This is a genomic window from Microbacterium sp. 4NA327F11, assembly GCF_005503465.1.
GTDB classification, from domain to species: domain Bacteria; phylum Actinomycetota; class Actinomycetes; order Actinomycetales; family Microbacteriaceae; genus Microbacterium; species Microbacterium ginsengisoli.
Genome location: NZ_SCOB01000002.1, coordinates 157387 through 172103, shown reverse-complemented (window position 1 = coordinate 172103; position 14717 = coordinate 157387). Strand labels below are relative to the sequence as shown.

General features: G+C 70.2%; 15 protein-coding genes. 12 read left to right on the top strand and 3 right to left on the bottom strand.

What is annotated here, in order from left to right:
* Positions 1-3: 3 nt before the first annotated feature.
* On the bottom strand, positions 4-798 hold the full coding sequence (locus tag FFS51_RS02425; protein WP_137877389.1) for an IclR family transcriptional regulator: 795 nt from the start codon (positions 796-798) through the stop codon (positions 4-6).
* A gap of 127 nt (positions 799-925) precedes the next feature.
* Here FFS51_RS02425 and FFS51_RS02420 point away from each other — a divergent pair, with 127 nt between their 5' ends.
* The 3 genes from FFS51_RS02420 to FFS51_RS02410 are packed head-to-tail and all read left to right on the top strand — an operon-like array spanning position 926 to position 3539.
* A complete protein-coding gene (locus tag FFS51_RS02420) occupies positions 926-1702 on the top strand; it encodes a CoA transferase subunit A (protein WP_137877388.1) in 777 nt (258 codons plus the stop codon).
* A gap of 2 nt (positions 1703-1704) precedes the next feature.
* Positions 1705-2358, top strand: coding sequence for a CoA transferase subunit B (locus FFS51_RS02415; RefSeq protein WP_048808879.1), 654 nt, complete (start codon positions 1705-1707; stop codon positions 2356-2358).
* Positions 2355-3539: an acetyl-CoA C-acetyltransferase gene (locus FFS51_RS02410; RefSeq protein ID WP_137877387.1), complete on the top strand. Its 1185-nt coding sequence runs from the start codon at positions 2355-2357 to the stop codon at positions 3537-3539. Before FFS51_RS02415 ends, FFS51_RS02410 begins: the two co-directional genes overlap by 4 nt.
* Positions 3540-3608: 69 nt before the next feature.
* Here the strand turns inward: FFS51_RS02410 and FFS51_RS02405 are convergent, their stop codons facing one another.
* Complete coding sequence (locus FFS51_RS02405) at positions 3609-3866, bottom strand: hypothetical protein (RefSeq protein ID WP_045248495.1); 258 nt, start codon at positions 3864-3866, stop codon at positions 3609-3611.
* Positions 3867-3937: 71 nt separating this feature from the next.
* Between FFS51_RS02405 and otsA the strand changes: the two genes are divergently transcribed.
* From otsA to serA, 9 genes are all read left to right on the top strand, one after another.
* Positions 3938-5341, top strand: coding sequence for an alpha,alpha-trehalose-phosphate synthase (UDP-forming) (otsA, locus tag FFS51_RS02400; protein WP_171006075.1), 1404 nt, complete (start codon positions 3938-3940; stop codon positions 5339-5341).
* On the top strand, positions 5338-6120 hold the full coding sequence (gene otsB, locus FFS51_RS02395) for a trehalose-phosphatase (RefSeq protein WP_249352626.1): 783 nt from the start codon (positions 5338-5340) through the stop codon (positions 6118-6120). Before otsA ends, otsB begins: the two co-directional genes overlap by 4 nt.
* A gap of 64 nt (positions 6121-6184) precedes the next feature.
* Positions 6185-7906, top strand: a complete 1722-nt coding sequence (gene ilvD, locus FFS51_RS02390) for a dihydroxy-acid dehydratase (RefSeq protein WP_137877385.1) — start codon at positions 6185-6187, stop codon at positions 7904-7906.
* Between the two features lie 43 nt (positions 7907-7949).
* On the top strand, positions 7950-9758 hold the full coding sequence (locus tag FFS51_RS02385) for an acetolactate synthase large subunit (RefSeq protein ID WP_056206998.1): 1809 nt from the start codon (positions 7950-7952) through the stop codon (positions 9756-9758).
* A gap of 2 nt (positions 9759-9760) precedes the next feature.
* A complete protein-coding gene (ilvN, locus tag FFS51_RS02380; RefSeq protein WP_045248491.1) occupies positions 9761-10270 on the top strand; it encodes an acetolactate synthase small subunit in 510 nt (169 codons plus the stop codon).
* A 65-nt stretch (positions 10271-10335) separates the two neighbouring features.
* Entirely contained in the window at positions 10336-11361 is a 1026-nt protein-coding gene (ilvC, locus tag FFS51_RS02375; RefSeq protein ID WP_045248490.1) for a ketol-acid reductoisomerase, read from the top strand.
* 145 nt (positions 11362-11506) lie between these two features.
* Positions 11507-12028 carry a DNA polymerase III subunit gamma/tau gene (locus tag FFS51_RS02370; protein ID WP_137877384.1) on the top strand — a complete coding sequence of 174 codons (522 nt, stop codon included), beginning with the start codon at positions 11507-11509 and terminating at the stop codon, positions 12026-12028.
* Positions 12025-12375 carry a hypothetical protein gene (locus FFS51_RS02365; RefSeq protein ID WP_056206994.1) on the top strand — a complete coding sequence of 117 codons (351 nt, stop codon included), beginning with the start codon at positions 12025-12027 and terminating at the stop codon, positions 12373-12375. The genes FFS51_RS02370 and FFS51_RS02365 overlap by 4 nt, the downstream gene beginning before the upstream one ends.
* A 141-nt stretch (positions 12376-12516) precedes the next feature.
* Complete coding sequence (gene serA, locus FFS51_RS02360; RefSeq protein WP_137877383.1) at positions 12517-14121, top strand: phosphoglycerate dehydrogenase; 1605 nt, start codon at positions 12517-12519, stop codon at positions 14119-14121.
* A gap of 10 nt (positions 14122-14131) precedes the next feature.
* Here the strand turns inward: serA and FFS51_RS02355 are convergent, their stop codons facing one another.
* On the bottom strand, positions 14132-14674 hold the full coding sequence (locus tag FFS51_RS02355; protein ID WP_137877382.1) for a TetR/AcrR family transcriptional regulator: 543 nt from the start codon (positions 14672-14674) through the stop codon (positions 14132-14134).
* Positions 14675-14717: the final 43 nt, after the last annotated feature.

The following is a 14717-nucleotide window of genomic DNA, read 5'->3' as shown; positions in this document are numbered from 1 at the left end:
GGCTCAGTTCCCCCCGGCGCGGTGCCCCGCGATGCGGGTCGTCAGCTGGTGGGCGTGCGCGAGCAGGATGCGTCCGAGCTCGGCGCGGCGCTCGGGGGCGAAGCGGAAGTCGACGCCGGTGAGGCTCAGCGCCCACTGCGGGTGACCGTCGCGGGTGAAGACGGCCGCGCCCATGCCGTAGCTGCCCTCGACGATGAGGCCGGGATTGACGGCGTAGCCGCGCTCGACGGTCTCGGCCATGCGGGCGCGCAGGCGGTCCTGTCGGTGAGCCGCTCCCCAGGCGCGGGGGAGGTCGGGATGCCGCTCGAAGTAGGCGTCCACATCGTGGTCGGGGAGGAACGAGAGGATGGCGAGCCCCGCCGAGGCGACACCGAGGGGGAACCGCACGCCCTCCGACAGCACCCGCGAGCGGATCGGGAACGACCCCTCCTCTTCGAGCAGGCACACCGTCTCGTCGCCACGCCGCACCGACAGGAACGCGCTCTCCTCGGTGCGCACCGCGAGTGAGCGCACGATGTCGCGGGCGACGCCGGTCACGTCGTAGCGAGCGGCGGCTACCGTGCCCATGAGATACAGCTCGGGGCCTGGGCGCCAGCTGGCGACGGACTCGTCGAGGTCGACCAGGCCCTCGTGCCGCAGCGCCGTGAGCAGGCGGTGCGCGGTGGGCCGGGTGAGTCCCGTGGCCCGCGCGGCATCCGTCACGCTGACGCCGTCGGCGCCGGCGCGGGTGACGACCCGCAGCAGGGCGGCGGCGCGGGCGACGGCCTGCGCTCCCGGAACCGTCGTCGTGCTGTCCATGATGTGGACACTATGCGCCTATTCGCCCACATCACAAGCACGTGATGGGCAGGATGCCGCACCCCGGCGAGACTCGGGGAGGACTCACCGACGACCACCCACGATCCGCTCGACGAAGGAGTGACCCGTGATCGACAAAGAAGTCGCGACGCCTGCCGAGGCCGTCGCCGACATCCCCGACGGCGCCAGCCTGGCGGTCGGAGGCTTCGGCCTCTCCGGCAACCCGATGGCCCTCATCGACGCCCTGCTCGCGCAGGGCACGACCGACCTCTCGATCGTCTCGAACAACTGCGGCGTCGACGACTGGGGTCTGGGCGTGCTGCTGAACGCGCGCCGCATCCGCAAGATGACCTCGTCGTACGTGGGGGAGAACAAGGAGTTCGAGCGGCAGTTCCTCTCGGGCGAGCTCGAGCTCGAGCTCACCCCGCAGGGAACCCTCGCCGAGAAGCTGCGCGCCGGCGGATCGGGCATCGCCGCGTTCTACACGCAGTCGGGCGTCGGCACCCAGGTCTCAGAGGGCGGGCTTCCCCGCCGCTACGACGGCTCCGGCGGCGTCGCCGTCGCGTCGCCCGCCAAGGACGTGCGCTCGTTCGACGTCTCGGGTCGGGCCCGCGACTACGTGCTCGAGGAGGCGATCGTCACCGACTTCGCGCTCGTGCACGCCTGGCGGGGGGACCGCCACGGCAACCTCGTGTTCCACAAGGCGGCGCGCAACTTCAACCCGCTCGCCGCGATGGCCGGGCGCACCTGCATCGTGCAGGTCGAGGAGCTCGTCGAGCCCGGAGTGCTCGACCCCGACGCCGTGCACCTGCCCGGCGTCTACGTGCACCGCATCGTCGAGGTCGGCACCGGCATCGAGAAGCGCATCGAGAAGCGCACCGTCACGGCGCGCGGGGAGGCATGACCATGGCGCTCACACGCACCGAGATGGCCGCGCGCGCGGCCCAGGAGCTCGCCGACGGCTCGTACGTCAACCTGGGGATCGGCCTGCCGACCCTCGTGCCGAACTACGTGCCCGCGGGCGTGACGGTGGTGCTGCAGTCCGAGAACGGCATTCTCGGCGTCGGCCCGTACCCGTTCGAGGAGGACGTCGATCCCGATCTCGTCAACGCAGGCAAGGAGACCGTGACCGTGCTTCCGGGTGCCGCGTTCTTCGACTCTGCGACGAGCTTCGGCATGATCCGCGGCGGCAAGATCGACGCCGCGATCCTCGGGGCCATGCAGGTCTCGGCCACGGGCGACCTCGCGAACTGGATGATCCCCGGGAAGATGGTCAAGGGCCCGGGAGGCGCGATGGACCTCGTGCACGGAGCGGCGAAGGTCGTCGTCCTCATGGAGCACGTCGCGAAGGACGGCACCCCGAAGATCGTCGACGCGTGCAGCCTGCCGCTCACGGGCCGCGGGGTCGTCGACCGGATCATCACCGACCTCGCCGTGATCGACGTGACTCCCGACGGACTCGTGCTGACCGAGCTCGCGCCGGGTGTCACGATCGACGAGGTCGTCGCCGCGACCGAGCCCGCGCTCGTCATCGCCGACACGCTTAAGGTGGACGCATGATCTCCGACGACGTCGTCATCGTTGCCGCCGCGCGCACCCCGCAGGGGCGGCTGCTCGGCCAGCTCGCGCCCTTCACCGCGGTGCAGCTCGGATCCTTCGCCGTCACCGGCGCGCTCACCCAGGGGGGCATCCCCGCCGGCGCCGTCGATGCGGTGATCGTCGGGCAGGTCCTTCCGGCGGGGTCGGGTCAGAACCCGGCGCGACAGGTCGCGATCGGCGCGGGGATCGGGTGGGATGTCCCGGCCCACAGCGTGAACAAGGTGTGCCTCTCGGGCCTCACGGCCGTCATCGACGCGGCGCGCATGATCCGGCTCGGCGATGCGCGTGTCGTCGTGGCCGCGGGCATGGAGTCCATGACCCGTGCGCCGCACCTGATGATGAACTCCCGGTCGGGCTGGAAGTACGGCTCGGTCGAGGTGCTCGACCACATGGCCCTCGACGGACTCACCGACGCCTACGAGCACGACAGCATGGGTGCCTCCACCGAACGGTTGAACCCGACCTATCAGCTCACCCGCACGCAGCAGGACCACGTCGCCGCCCTGTCGCATCAGCGAGCGGCTGCCGCGCAGGCGGCGGGGGTCTTCGACGGCGAGATCGTCCCGATCGAGGTGCCCCAGCGCAAGGGCGAGCCGCTGCGGCTGACCGCCGACGAGGGGGTGCGCCCGGAGACCACCATCGAGACGCTCGCGGCGCTGCGTCCGGCTTTCGCCGAGGGCGGCACCATCACCGCCGGCAACTCGTCGCCGATCTCCGACGGTGCCTCCGCGGTCGTGCTCACGACGCGGGCGCACGCCGACGACCAGGGCTGGACGGTGCTCGCCGCGGTCGGTGCCTCCGGCCAGGTGGCCGGCCCCGACAACTCGCTCCACGCGCAGCCCGCCCACGCCATCGAAGTGGCCGTGCAGAAGCACGGCATCACGGTCGGCGACCTCGACCTCATCGAGATCAACGAGGCGTTCGGGGCGGTGGTGGCGGCATCCACCGCTCGTCTCGGCGTCTCGGAGGAGATCGTCAACATCCACGGCGGCGGCATCGCGATCGGGCACCCGATCGGGGCATCCGGCAACCGGCTCGTCGTGCACGTGGTGCACGAGTTGGTGCGCCGGGGATCGGGCATCGCGGCCGTCGCGCTGTGCGGCGGCGGCGGTCAGGGCGATGCGCTGATCATCACGCGCTGATCATCACGCGCTGACAGCACGACGCCCGCCCTCTGCTGGAGGGCGGGCGTCGTCGTGTGTCGGGTGCGCTCAGCGGCGCAGGCGCTTGGCGAGCAGCTTCGCCTGCTTGTCGGCGACGGGGGAGTCGTTGCCGATCACGTGTCCGTGGCCGGCTCGGAAGGTGTCGACGATCGCGCCGATCGCGAGCGCAAGGGTGATGCCCCAGCTCAGCCACGCGAGCGCGGTGCGCCAGGTGAACGGCTCGTCGCTCCCGCGCAGACCGCGCAGCAGGGTGAATCCGCTCGTGATGGCGCCGATGATGCCCGTGCCGAAGAGGTACTTGCGCATGTGTCAACCGTAGTCGGCTCGCTGACGGGTGCGGATAGCCTGGACGGACCGAATCAGAGAGCAGGGCCCTTGTGACTCAGGCCGACTTCGTGGTCGTGGCAAACAGACTCCCGGTGGATCGCGACGACGAGGGCGGCTGGCGGCATTCGCCCGGTGGCCTCGTCACCGCGCTCGAGCCGGTCATGCGCAAGCGTGACGGCGCGTGGGTCGGATGGCCCGGCAAAGCCGACCTGGAGCTCGACCCGCTCGAGGTCGACGGCATCTTCATCGTGCCGGTCGCGCTCTCCGCGGCCGAGGTCGAGAACTACTACGAAGGCTTCTCGAACGACACGATCTGGCCGCTGTACCACGACGTGATCGCCGCGCCGCGGTACAAGCGCATCTGGTGGGACACCTACGTGGCGGTGAACCGTCGTTTCGCTGAGGCGGCGGCGGATGTCGCGGCCCCCGGCGCGACGGTCTGGGTGCAGGACTACCAGCTGCAGCTCGTTCCGGCGCTGCTGCGGGAGCTGCGGCCCGACCTGACGATCGGCTACTTCCATCACATTCCCTTCCCGGCATACGGGATCTTCGCCCAGCTGCCCTGGCGTCGTCAGGTGCTGGAGGGTCTCCTCGGCGCCGACGTCATCGGCTTCCAGCGAGTGGCCGACGCCGGCAACTTCGCCCGCGCCGTGCGCCGCCAGTTCCACTACGAGACGCGCGCCAGCGGCATCCGGGTGCCGACGCCCGACGGTGGCACGCGCCTCGCGCTCGCCAAGGCGTTCCCGATCTCGATCGACGCCGACTCCTACATCGAGCTCGCGCAACGGGAGGACGTGCGCGCGCGGGCGGCGGAGATCCGCGCGAGCCTCGGGAATCCCCGGAAGATCTTGCTGGGAGTCGATCGACTCGACTACACCAAAGGCATCCGCCACCGGCTGAAGGCGTTCGGTGAACTGCTGGGCGACGGCTCCCTCTCGGTCGAGGACGTCACCCTCGTGCAGGTCGCGAGCCCCAGCCGGGAGCGCGTCGAGGCGTACATGCAGCTGCGCGACGAGATCGAACTGACGGTGGGGCGCATCAACGGCGACCACGACACGATGGGGCACACGGCGATCCGCTACCTGCACCAGGCGTACCCGCGCGAGGAGATGGTGGCGCTCTACCTCGCGGCCGACGTGATGCTCGTGACGGCGCTGCGCGACGGCATGAACCTCGTCGCGAAGGAGTACGTCGCCACCCGCACCGACAACCGCGGTGTGCTGGTGCTGAGCGAGTTCGCGGGAGCCGCCGACGAGCTGGGCAGTGCGCTGCTGATCAATCCCCACGACATCGACGGGGTGAAGGACGCCATCCGCCGCGCGATCGACATGCCGGCGGCCGAGCAGGGGCGACGGATGCGGGCGCTGCGTCGCCGCGTGCTCGAACACGACGTCGAGGACTGGTCGCGCTCCTTTCTGACGGCGCTCGACGCGACCCGCTCGGACGCCCGGTGACCGCGACCGCGCCGGAGGCGGCGACCGAGCGCATCGCTCGGGTCGCGGCATCCGATGTACTTCTCGTGGCACTCGATTTCGACGGCACCCTGTCGCACACGGTCGACGAGCCGATGTCGGCGCGCATGATCCCCGCCGCCCGCGCGGCGCTCGGTGCGCTGGCGGCTGCGCCCCGCACCCACGTCGCGCTCGTGTCGGGGCGCTCGCTCGCCGACCTGCGGGTGATCGCCGAGCACGACGACGCGTCGCCGTGGCACCTGGCGGGCTCGCACGGCATCGAGTACTGGCATCCGGGGGAGTCGGGCGTCGAGGGAGCGCCGACCTCCGAGGAGACGGCGACTCTTGACCAGCTGGCGGACACCGCCGAGGGTCTCGTCGCCGACCTCGACGGCGCCTGGATCGAACGCAAGAGCTTCGGCTTCGGTGTGCACACCCGGCTGAGCGAGCCGGATGCCGCGACCACCGCCCAGCAGCGGGTCGATGACCTGGTCGCGCGCGAGGCGCCTGACTGGCGACGGCGAACCGGGCACGACATCGTCGAGTACGCGTTCCGCGAGGGCGGGAAGGATGACGCGGTGCGCCGCCTCGCCGATCGCGTCGGTGCGACCGCCGTCGTGTTCGCCGGCGACGACGTCACCGACGAAGACGCGCTGCGCGCCCTGGGGCCGGCGGACCTCGGCGTGCGGGTCGGTGCGGGGGAGACCGCCGCGGCCGTGCGGGTGGGCTCGCCCGAGGAGCTCGCGGCCCTGCTGCAGCACCTCACCGACGCCCGCGGCTGAGCGACCGCGCGTACTTCCCGCGCGTGCGCCGGGGGGAATGCGGCCCGGGCCTACACTCTGTTACATGCCTGAAACCCCCGCTGCATCCGGCGCGCCCGCTGTCGACATCAAGCCCCGCAGCCGCGTCGTCACCGATGGCATCGAAGCCACCACGTCGCGCGGAATGCTCCGAGCCGTGGGCATGGGCGACGAGGACTGGGATAAGCCCCAGATCGGCATCGCGTCGAGCTGGAACGAGATCACCCCCTGCAACCTGAGCCTCGACCGGCTGGCGCAGGGCGCCAAGGAGGGTGTGCACTCCGGTGGCGGCTACCCGCTGCAGTTCGGCACCATCTCCGTCTCCGACGGCATCTCGATGGGTCACGAGGGCATGCACTTCTCGCTGGTCTCCCGCGAGGTCATCGCCGACTCCGTCGAGACGGTCATCATGGCCGAGCGCCTCGACGGCTCCGTGCTTCTCGCCGGCTGCGACAAGTCGATCCCCGGCATGCTGATGGCCTCCGCCCGCCTCGACCTCTCCAGCGTGTTCCTCTACGCGGGGTCGATCGCTCCCGGCTGGGTCAAGCTCAGCGACGGCACCGAGAAGGATGTCACGATCATCGACTCGTTCGAGGCGGTCGGCGCCTGCCTCGCGGGCAAGATGAGCGAGGCCGACCTCAAGCGCATCGAGTGCGCGATCGCCCCCGGTGAGGGCGCGTGCGGCGGCATGTACACCGCCAACACCATGGCCTCGGTCGCCGAGGCCCTCGGGCTCAGCCTCCCGGGCTCGGCCGCGCCGCCCTCGGCGGACCGTCGCCGCGACTACTTCGCCCATCGCTCGGGCGAGGCCGTCGTGAACCTGCTGCGCCAGGGCATCACGACCCGCGACATCCTCACCAAGGAGGCCTTCGAGAACGCGATCGCCCTCGCGATGGCCCTCGGCGGCTCGACCAACGTCGTGCTGCACCTGCTCGCGATCGCCCGCGAGGCGGACGTCGAGCTGAGCCTCCACGACTTCAACCGCATCGGCGACAAGGTTCCCCACGTCGCCGACATGAAGCCGTTCGGCAAGTACGTCATGAACGACGTCGACCGCCACGGCGGCATCCCGGTGATCATGAAGGCGATGCTCGACGAGGGTCTGCTGCACGGCGACGCGCTCACCGTGACCGGCAAGACGCTCGCGGAGAACCTGGCCGATCTCGACCCCGACCCGGTCGACGGCACCGTCATCCATACTTTCGACAACCCCATCCACGCCACCGGCGGCCTGACGATCCTGCACGGCTCGCTCGCCCCCGAGGGTGCCGTGGTGAAGACCGCGGGCTTCGACGCCGCCGTCTTCGAGGGTCCCGCCCGCGTGTTCGAGCGCGAGCGTGCCGCGATCGACGCTCTCGCCGAGGGATCGATCGAGGCGGGCAGCGTGGTCGTCATCCGCTACGAGGGCCCCAAGGGCGGCCCCGGCATGCGCGAGATGCTCGCGATCACGGCCGCCATCAAGGGCGCCGGGCTCGGCAAGGATGTACTACTCTTGACGGACGGTCGATTCTCCGGCGGCACAACCGGCCTCTGCATCGGCCACATAGCACCCGAAGCGGTGGACGCAGGTCCCATCGCCTTCGTGCGCGATGGTGATCTGATACGGGTCGATATCGCGGCTCGCACTCTCGACCTACTCGTCGATGATGCAGAGCTCGACTCCCGCCGCTCTGGCTGGGAGCCGCTTCCCCCGCGCTACACCCGAGGCGTTCTGGCCAAGTACTCCAAGCTCGTGCGCTCCGCCGCGGAGGGCGCGACCACGGGGTGACCCCGCCGCATCCCATTCACCCACTCCTGTCGAGGTACTCATCATGTCCGCCGACACCGCACCGGCTGTGCCGCGCCCGCCGGCACGTACTGCGTCCGCTCCCGTGATCACCGGGGCCGAGTCCGTCGTCCGCACCCTCGAGCTTCTCGGGGTCACCGACGTCTTCGGTCTTCCCGGCGGCGCGATCCTGCCGGTCTACGACCCGCTCATGGACTCGTCGAAGATCCGCCACATCCTCGTCCGCCACGAGCAGGGGGCCGGTCACGCCGCCCAGGGCTACGCGGCGGCGACCGGCAAGACGGGGGTTGCGATCGCGACGTCCGGGCCCGGTGCCACGAACCTCGTCACCGCGATCGCCGACGCCTACATGGACTCGGTGCCGATCGTCTGCATCACCGGGCAGGTGTTCTCGACCCTCATGGGTACGGACGCCTTCCAGGAGGCCGACATCGTCGGCATCACGATGCCGATCACGAAGCACTCGTTCCTCGTGAAGGATGCCTCGGAGATCCCCGGCGCGATCACCGCGGCCTTCGAGATCGCCAGCACCGGCCGTCCCGGACCCGTGCTCGTCGACATCACGAAGGACGCGCAGCAGGCCGAGGTGCCGTTCGTGTGGCCGGCGAAGATCGACCTGCCCGGCTACCGTCCGGTGACGAAGGCGCACGGCAAGCAGATCCAGGCGGCCGCGCAGCTGATCGCCGAGTCGTCGAAGCCGGTGCTCTACGTCGGCGGCGGTGTGGTGCGCTCGCAGGCCTCGGCCGAGCTGCGCACCCTGGCCGAGGCGACCGGCGCTCCCGTGGTGACGACGCTCATGGCGCGTGGCGCGTTCCCGGACTCGCACCCGCAGCAGCTGGGGATGCCGGGCATGCACGGCACGGTGCCGGCGGTGCTCGCCCTGCAGGAGGCCGACCTGATCGTCGCCCTCGGTGCCCGCTTCGACGACCGCGTGACGGGCAAGGCCTCGCTGTTCGCCCCGAACGCGAAGGTCGTGCACGTCGACATCGACCCTGCGGAGATCTCGAAGATCCGCATCGCCGACGTACCGATCGTGGGCGACCTGCGCGACGTGCTGGTCGACCTCGACACGGCGTACGCGCAGGCGGTCGCCGCGCAGGACGGTCGCGCCGACCTCACCGAGTGGTGGTCGTTCCTCGACGGCCTGCGTACCGAGTTCCCGCTCGGCTACGCGCCCACGAGCGACGGTCTCCTCGCGCCGCAGCAGATCATCAGCCGCATCGGCGAGCTGACCGGTCCCGAGGGCATCTACGCGGCGGGCGTGGGCCAGCACCAGATGTGGGCGGCGCAGTTCATCGGCTACGAGCGTCCGAACGCGTGGCTCAACTCCGGTGGCGCCGGAACCATGGGCTACGCGGTGCCCGCCGCGATGGGCGCGAAGGTCGCTGAGCCCGACCGTGTCGTGTGGGCGATCGACGGCGACGGCTGCTTCCAGATGACCAACCAGGAGCTCGCCACCTGCACGATCAACCAGATTCCGATCAAGGTCGCGATCATCAACAACTCGTCGCTGGGCATGGTGCGGCAGTGGCAGACCCTCTTCTACGACGGGCGCTACTCGAACACCGACCTGAACACGGGCCACGACACCATCCGGGTGCCCGACTTCCTCAAGCTCGCGGAAGCCTACGGATGCCTCGGCATCCGCGTGGAGCGCGAGGACGAGATCGACGCGGCCATCGAGCTGGCGCTCGCGACCAACGACCGTCCGGTCGTGATCGACTTCGTCGTCAGCCGTGACGCGATGGTGTGGCCGATGGTGCCGCAGGGCGTCAGCAACAGCTATGTCCAGTACGCGCGTGACCACGCGCCCGCGTTCGAGCAGGAGGACTGACCATGACCAGTCACGTGCTGAGCCTCCTCGTGGAGAACAAGCCCGGTCTGCTGACGCGCGTCGCGGGCCTGTTCGCCCGTCGCGGCTTCAACATCGAGTCCCTCGCGGTGGGTGTCACCGAGGTGCCGGGTCTGTCCCGCATCACGGTGGTGGTCGACGTCGACGACCTCCCGCTCGAGCAGGTCACCAAGCAGCTGAACAAGCTGATCAACGTGATCAAGATCGTCGAGCTGGATGCCGCGGCATCCGTGCAGCGCGAGCACGTGCTCGTGAAGGTGCGCACCGACAACAGCAACCGCTCCAGCGTGCTGGAGGTCGTGAACCTCTTCCGCGCCTCGGTGGTTGACTACGCGCCGGACGCACTCGTGGTCGAGGTGACCGGTGACCGCGGCAAGGTGGATGCGCTGCTGCGCGCTCTCGAGCCGTTCGGCATCAAGGAGCTCGCCCAGTCGGGCCTCCTCGCCATCGGCCGCGGGCCGAAGAGCATCACCGAGCGCGTCCTCCGCGCCTGACCGTGCGCACCCGGGAGGGTGCGACATCCCGTTTCATCACAGCTTCAACAGAAGGAGAAAGACAAGTGGCAGAGATCTTCTACGACGACGACGCCGACCTCGCGCTCATCCAGGCGAAGAAGGTCGCGGTCGTCGGCTACGGCTCGCAGGGACACGCGCACGCGCAGAACCTCCGCGACTCGGGCGTCGAGGTCGTCATCGCCCTCAAGGAGGGCTCGAAGTCGACCGCGAAGGCTCAGGAGGACGGCTTCGAGGTCAAGACCGTGGCCGAGGCGGCCGAGTGGGCGGACCTCATCATGATCCTCGCGCCCGACCAGCACCAGCGGTCGATCTACAACGACGAGATCAAGCCCCACCTCGCGGCGGGCAAGACGCTGGCGTTCGCGCACGGCTTCAACATCCGCTTCGGCTACATCGAGGCGCCCGAGGGCGTCGACGTGATCCTCGTGGCCCCCAAGGCCCCGGGTCACACGGTGCGTCGCGAGTTCGTCGCCGGTCGCGGCATCCCGGACATCATCGCTGTCGAGAAGGATGCCTCGGGTCAGGCGTGGGACGTCGCGAAGGCGTACGCCAAGGCCATCGGCGGAACCCGTGCCGGTGTGATCAAGACCACCTTCACCGAGGAGACCGAGACCGACCTGTTCGGTGAGCAGGCGGTTCTCTGCGGTGGCGTGTCGCAGCTGATCCAGTACGGCTTCGAGACCCTCACCGAGGCCGGCTACCAGCCGCAGATCGCCTACTTCGAGGTGCTGCACGAGCTCAAGCTCATCGTCGACCTCATGTGGGAGGGCGGCATCGCCAAGCAGCGCTGGAGCGTGTCGGACACCGCCGAGTACGGCGACTACGTCTCGGGCCCCCGCGTGATCGACCCGCGCGTCAAGGAGAACATGCAGGGCGTGCTCGCCGACATCCAGTCGGGTGCGTTCGCGGAGCGCTTCATCGGCGACCAGGACGCCGGCGCCCCCGAGTTCCACGCTCTGCGTGAGAAGGCGGCTCAGCACCCCATCGAGGCCGTGGGTCGCGACCTGCGTGCGCTCTTCGCGTGGAAGCAGCAGGACGCGGACTACGTCGAGGGCAGCGCCGCGCGCTGATCCTCTCGATTCTCCGACGTCGGGGCCTCCCGCGACCGTCGCGGCGACCTGTGGTCGCCCGGCGGTCGCCGGGAGGCTCCGGCGTTTCGGTCCTGGGTCGGGGCGCGCGACGCGGGGGAGTGCGACGGCGTGAGAGGGTGGACGCATGGCCAGACCCGACGACGACGATGCACTGCGCTGGGACGGTGACGACGATCCGACGCTGACGCCGTCGGGCGTCTCGCGGTCCGCTCCTCGTGCGGCATCCGCTCCGTCCCCCGCCGCGCCCGCCAAGGCGGCCCTCCCCGCGGGGTTCGCTGCGGTCGGCAAGGGCAGCGACGAGGTCGAGACGGTGGATGCCGCCGGCGACCCGGTCGCGGCGGGTCCCGCGCCGATGGGCAACGTGATGCTCGTGACAGTGGGCGTGTTGGGCGGCGTGTACGCGCTCTGGACGATCGGCTGGATCATCGGGGGGCTGCGCCTGCGCACGGTCGCCGACGTGCTGGTCGACCCAGTCGCCTACGCGGTGGCGATGTGGCTGGCGGTGGCCACGCCCGCGATCTGGTTCTTCGTCACGTCGTGGCTGACGGCGCGCTCGCGCAGTTGGCTGCGCCTCGTGCTGCTGATCGCCGGGGCGGCGCTGCTCGTGCCGTGGCCGTTCGTGATGGTCGGGGCGGTGGGGTCATGACGACGGATGCCGCTCCTCGCCGCCGTGCGGCGCTGCCGGTGTGGCTCGTGGCCACGGTCTCGGCGTTCTTCGGCCTGTTCTACGCGTACGCCGTGTGGGCGGCGGTGGGCTTCCTCATCTCGCAGGCGTCGGGTCCGCTCGGTCTGAACGGCTACGGCTGGTTCGTGCTCATCCTCGCCGTCGTGTTCCCCGCGATCGCCTTCGCGATCGCCTTCGCGATCGGCTGGCGTCGGCGGCTGCTGCCGTTCGCGGCGATCCTGCTCACCGGGCTCGGCGTGACGGCGGTGTTCTGGGTGAACGTACTGGGCTACGCGGCGGCCTACGGCGCGCAGCTGCTGGGTTCCTGACGCTCTGCGAGCCCGTCACACGGTCGGAGCGGCATCGCCCGGCGCGATAGGCTGGCGCTCACTGCGCCGTGCGACCTGCGGAGCCGCTGCGCGCTCGTCCTGCGCCGCGCGCGCTCCCGGAAACGCCGAAGGATCCACCCCGTGACGAAGCCCGTCGTGCTCATCGCCGAAGAACTCTCTCCCGCCACGATCGAGGCTCTCGGCCCCGACTTCGAGGTGCGCCATGTCGACGGCGCCGACCGCTCGGCGCTGCTGCCCGCCCTCGCCGACGTCGACGCCGTGCTCGTGCGCTCGGCGACGAAGCTCGACGCCGAGGCGATCGCCGCGGCCCCTCAGCTCAAGGTGATCGCTCGCGCGGGTGTCGGTCTCGACAACGTCGACATCAAGGCGGCCACGACCGCGGGCGTCATGGTCGTGAACGCGCCGACCTCGAACATCATCTCGGCGGCCGAGCTCACGATCGGCCACATCCTCTCGCTCGCGCGGCGCATCCCCGCCGCGCACGCGTCGCTCGCCGGCGGCGCGTGGAAGCGCTCGTCGTACACGGGTGTCGAGCTGTACGAGAAGACCCTCGGCATCATCGGTCTCGGCCGCATCGGCGCGCTGATCGCGGCGCGCGTGCAGGCGTTCGGGGTGAACGTCGTCGCGTACGACCCGTATGTGACGAGCGCTCGTGCGCAGCAGCTCGGCGTGACCCTCGTGACCCTCGACGAGCTGCTCGAGCAGAGCGACTTCGTCACGATCCACATGCCGAAGACGCCCGAGACGACCGGAATGATCGGCGTCGAGCAGCTGCGTCGCATGAAGGCGACGGCGTATGTCGTCAACGTCGCCCGCGGCGGGCTCATCGACGAGCAGGCGCTGTTCGACGCGCTGTCGACCGGGGAGATCGCCGGTGCCGGCCTCGACGTCTTCACGGCCGAGCCGCCGAAGGAGGGCTCCGTGGCGGCCGCCCTCACGGCGCTCCCGAACGTCGTCGTGACGCCCCACCTCGGCGCGTCGACCGATGAGGCCCAGGAGAAGGCGGGCGTCTCGGTCGCGAAGTCGGTCAAGCTCGCCCTCGAGGGCGACCTCGTGCCCGACGCGGTGAATGTCGCCGGCGGCGTGATCGACCCGTTCGTGCGCCCCGGCATCGCGCTCGTCGAGAAGCTCGGACAGATCCTCGCCGGGCTCGCGACCGGCGCCGTCACGCGCATCGACCTCGACGTGCGCGGCGAGCTCGCCGCCTACGACGTGAAGGTCTACGAGTTGGCCGCGCTGAAGGGGTACTTCTCGCGCATCGTGAGCGACAACGTCTCGTACGTCAACGCTCCGCTGCTCGCGCAGCAGCGCGGGGTGGAGATCTCGCTGACGACCTCGCCCGACTCGAAGGACTACCGCAACACCACGACGCTGCGCGCCGCGCTGGCCGACGGCTCGACCCTGACGGTCGCCGGCACCCTCTCGGGCACGAAGATGGTCGAGAAGATCATCGGCATCAACGACTACGACATCGAGGTGCCGATCGCCGAGCACCACATCGTGATGCTCTACACCGACCGCCCCGGCATCGTCGCTGTCTACGGGCAGAAGTTCGGCGAGGCGGGCATCAACATCGCGGGCATGCAGATCGCACGTCGTTCGGCGGGTGGCCAGGCCCTCGCGGTGCTGACGGTCGACTCTCCGGTTCCTGACGAGATCCTCGCCGAGGTCAGCGGTGCGATCCAGGCCGACCTCTTCCGCGAGCTCTCGCTGACCGAGGTCTGAGCGCGCCGGCTCAGACGGCGCTGCGCTCGACGAGGGCGATGAGCGCCGCGAGGGCGTCGTCGTCGAGGTCGGGTCCGGGCACGGAGCCGGTCGAGAGTGCGTTGTTGAAGTAGAGCCCGTCGCTGACGAGCATCACGAGCTGCAGCGCGGTCTCGTCGCGCGTGTGGGGGCGGAGGGTCTCCTCCCACACGTCGCGCAGGCGTCGGAGAGCGTCGGATGCCACGGCGTCGCCGTTCTGCGCGAGGCGCGACACGGTGACGATCGTGCGGTCGAACGGCGTGTTGTGCATGATCGATGACCGCATGAACGCGGCGATCGCGCCGACGGGGGAGGCTGCGACATCCGCCATCTCGGCGACGCCGCGGGAGGACATCCGCTCGATCACGGCGGACTGCAGGGCGTCTTTCGACGCGAAGTGGTAGAGCAGGCCCCCCTTGGAGACGCCGGCGGCGCGGGCGACCGCGTCCATCGTGGCGGCGGCCGGGCCGTCGGCGATCACGACGTCTTCGTAGGCGTCGAGCACGCTCTCGCGGGCGCGGGGAGGGCGACTCATGCGTTCCAGGGTAGTGAGGAGGCGTCCGGCACTCTGTTACTAT

Coding starts and splice junctions, on each gene's coding strand:
- FFS51_RS02425 (WP_137877389.1), bottom strand. CDS start 798: ATGGACAGCACGACGACGGTTCCGGGAGCGCAGGCCGTCGCCCGCGCC.
- FFS51_RS02415 (WP_048808879.1), top strand. CDS start 1,705: ATGGCGCTCACACGCACCGAGATGGCCGCGCGCGCGGCCCAGGAGCTC.
- FFS51_RS02410 (WP_137877387.1), top strand. CDS start 2,355: ATGATCTCCGACGACGTCGTCATCGTTGCCGCCGCGCGCACCCCGCAG.
- FFS51_RS02405 (WP_045248495.1), bottom strand. CDS start 3,866: ATGCGCAAGTACCTCTTCGGCACGGGCATCATCGGCGCCATCACGAGC.
- ilvD (WP_137877385.1), top strand. CDS start 6,185: ATGCCTGAAACCCCCGCTGCATCCGGCGCGCCCGCTGTCGACATCAAG.
- FFS51_RS02385 (WP_056206998.1), top strand. CDS start 7,950: ATGTCCGCCGACACCGCACCGGCTGTGCCGCGCCCGCCGGCACGTACT.
- ilvN (WP_045248491.1), top strand. CDS start 9,761: ATGACCAGTCACGTGCTGAGCCTCCTCGTGGAGAACAAGCCCGGTCTG.
- FFS51_RS02370 (WP_137877384.1), top strand. CDS start 11,507: ATGGCCAGACCCGACGACGACGATGCACTGCGCTGGGACGGTGACGAC.
- FFS51_RS02365 (WP_056206994.1), top strand. CDS start 12,025: ATGACGACGGATGCCGCTCCTCGCCGCCGTGCGGCGCTGCCGGTGTGG.
- FFS51_RS02355 (WP_137877382.1), bottom strand. CDS start 14,674: ATGAGTCGCCCTCCCCGCGCCCGCGAGAGCGTGCTCGACGCCTACGAA.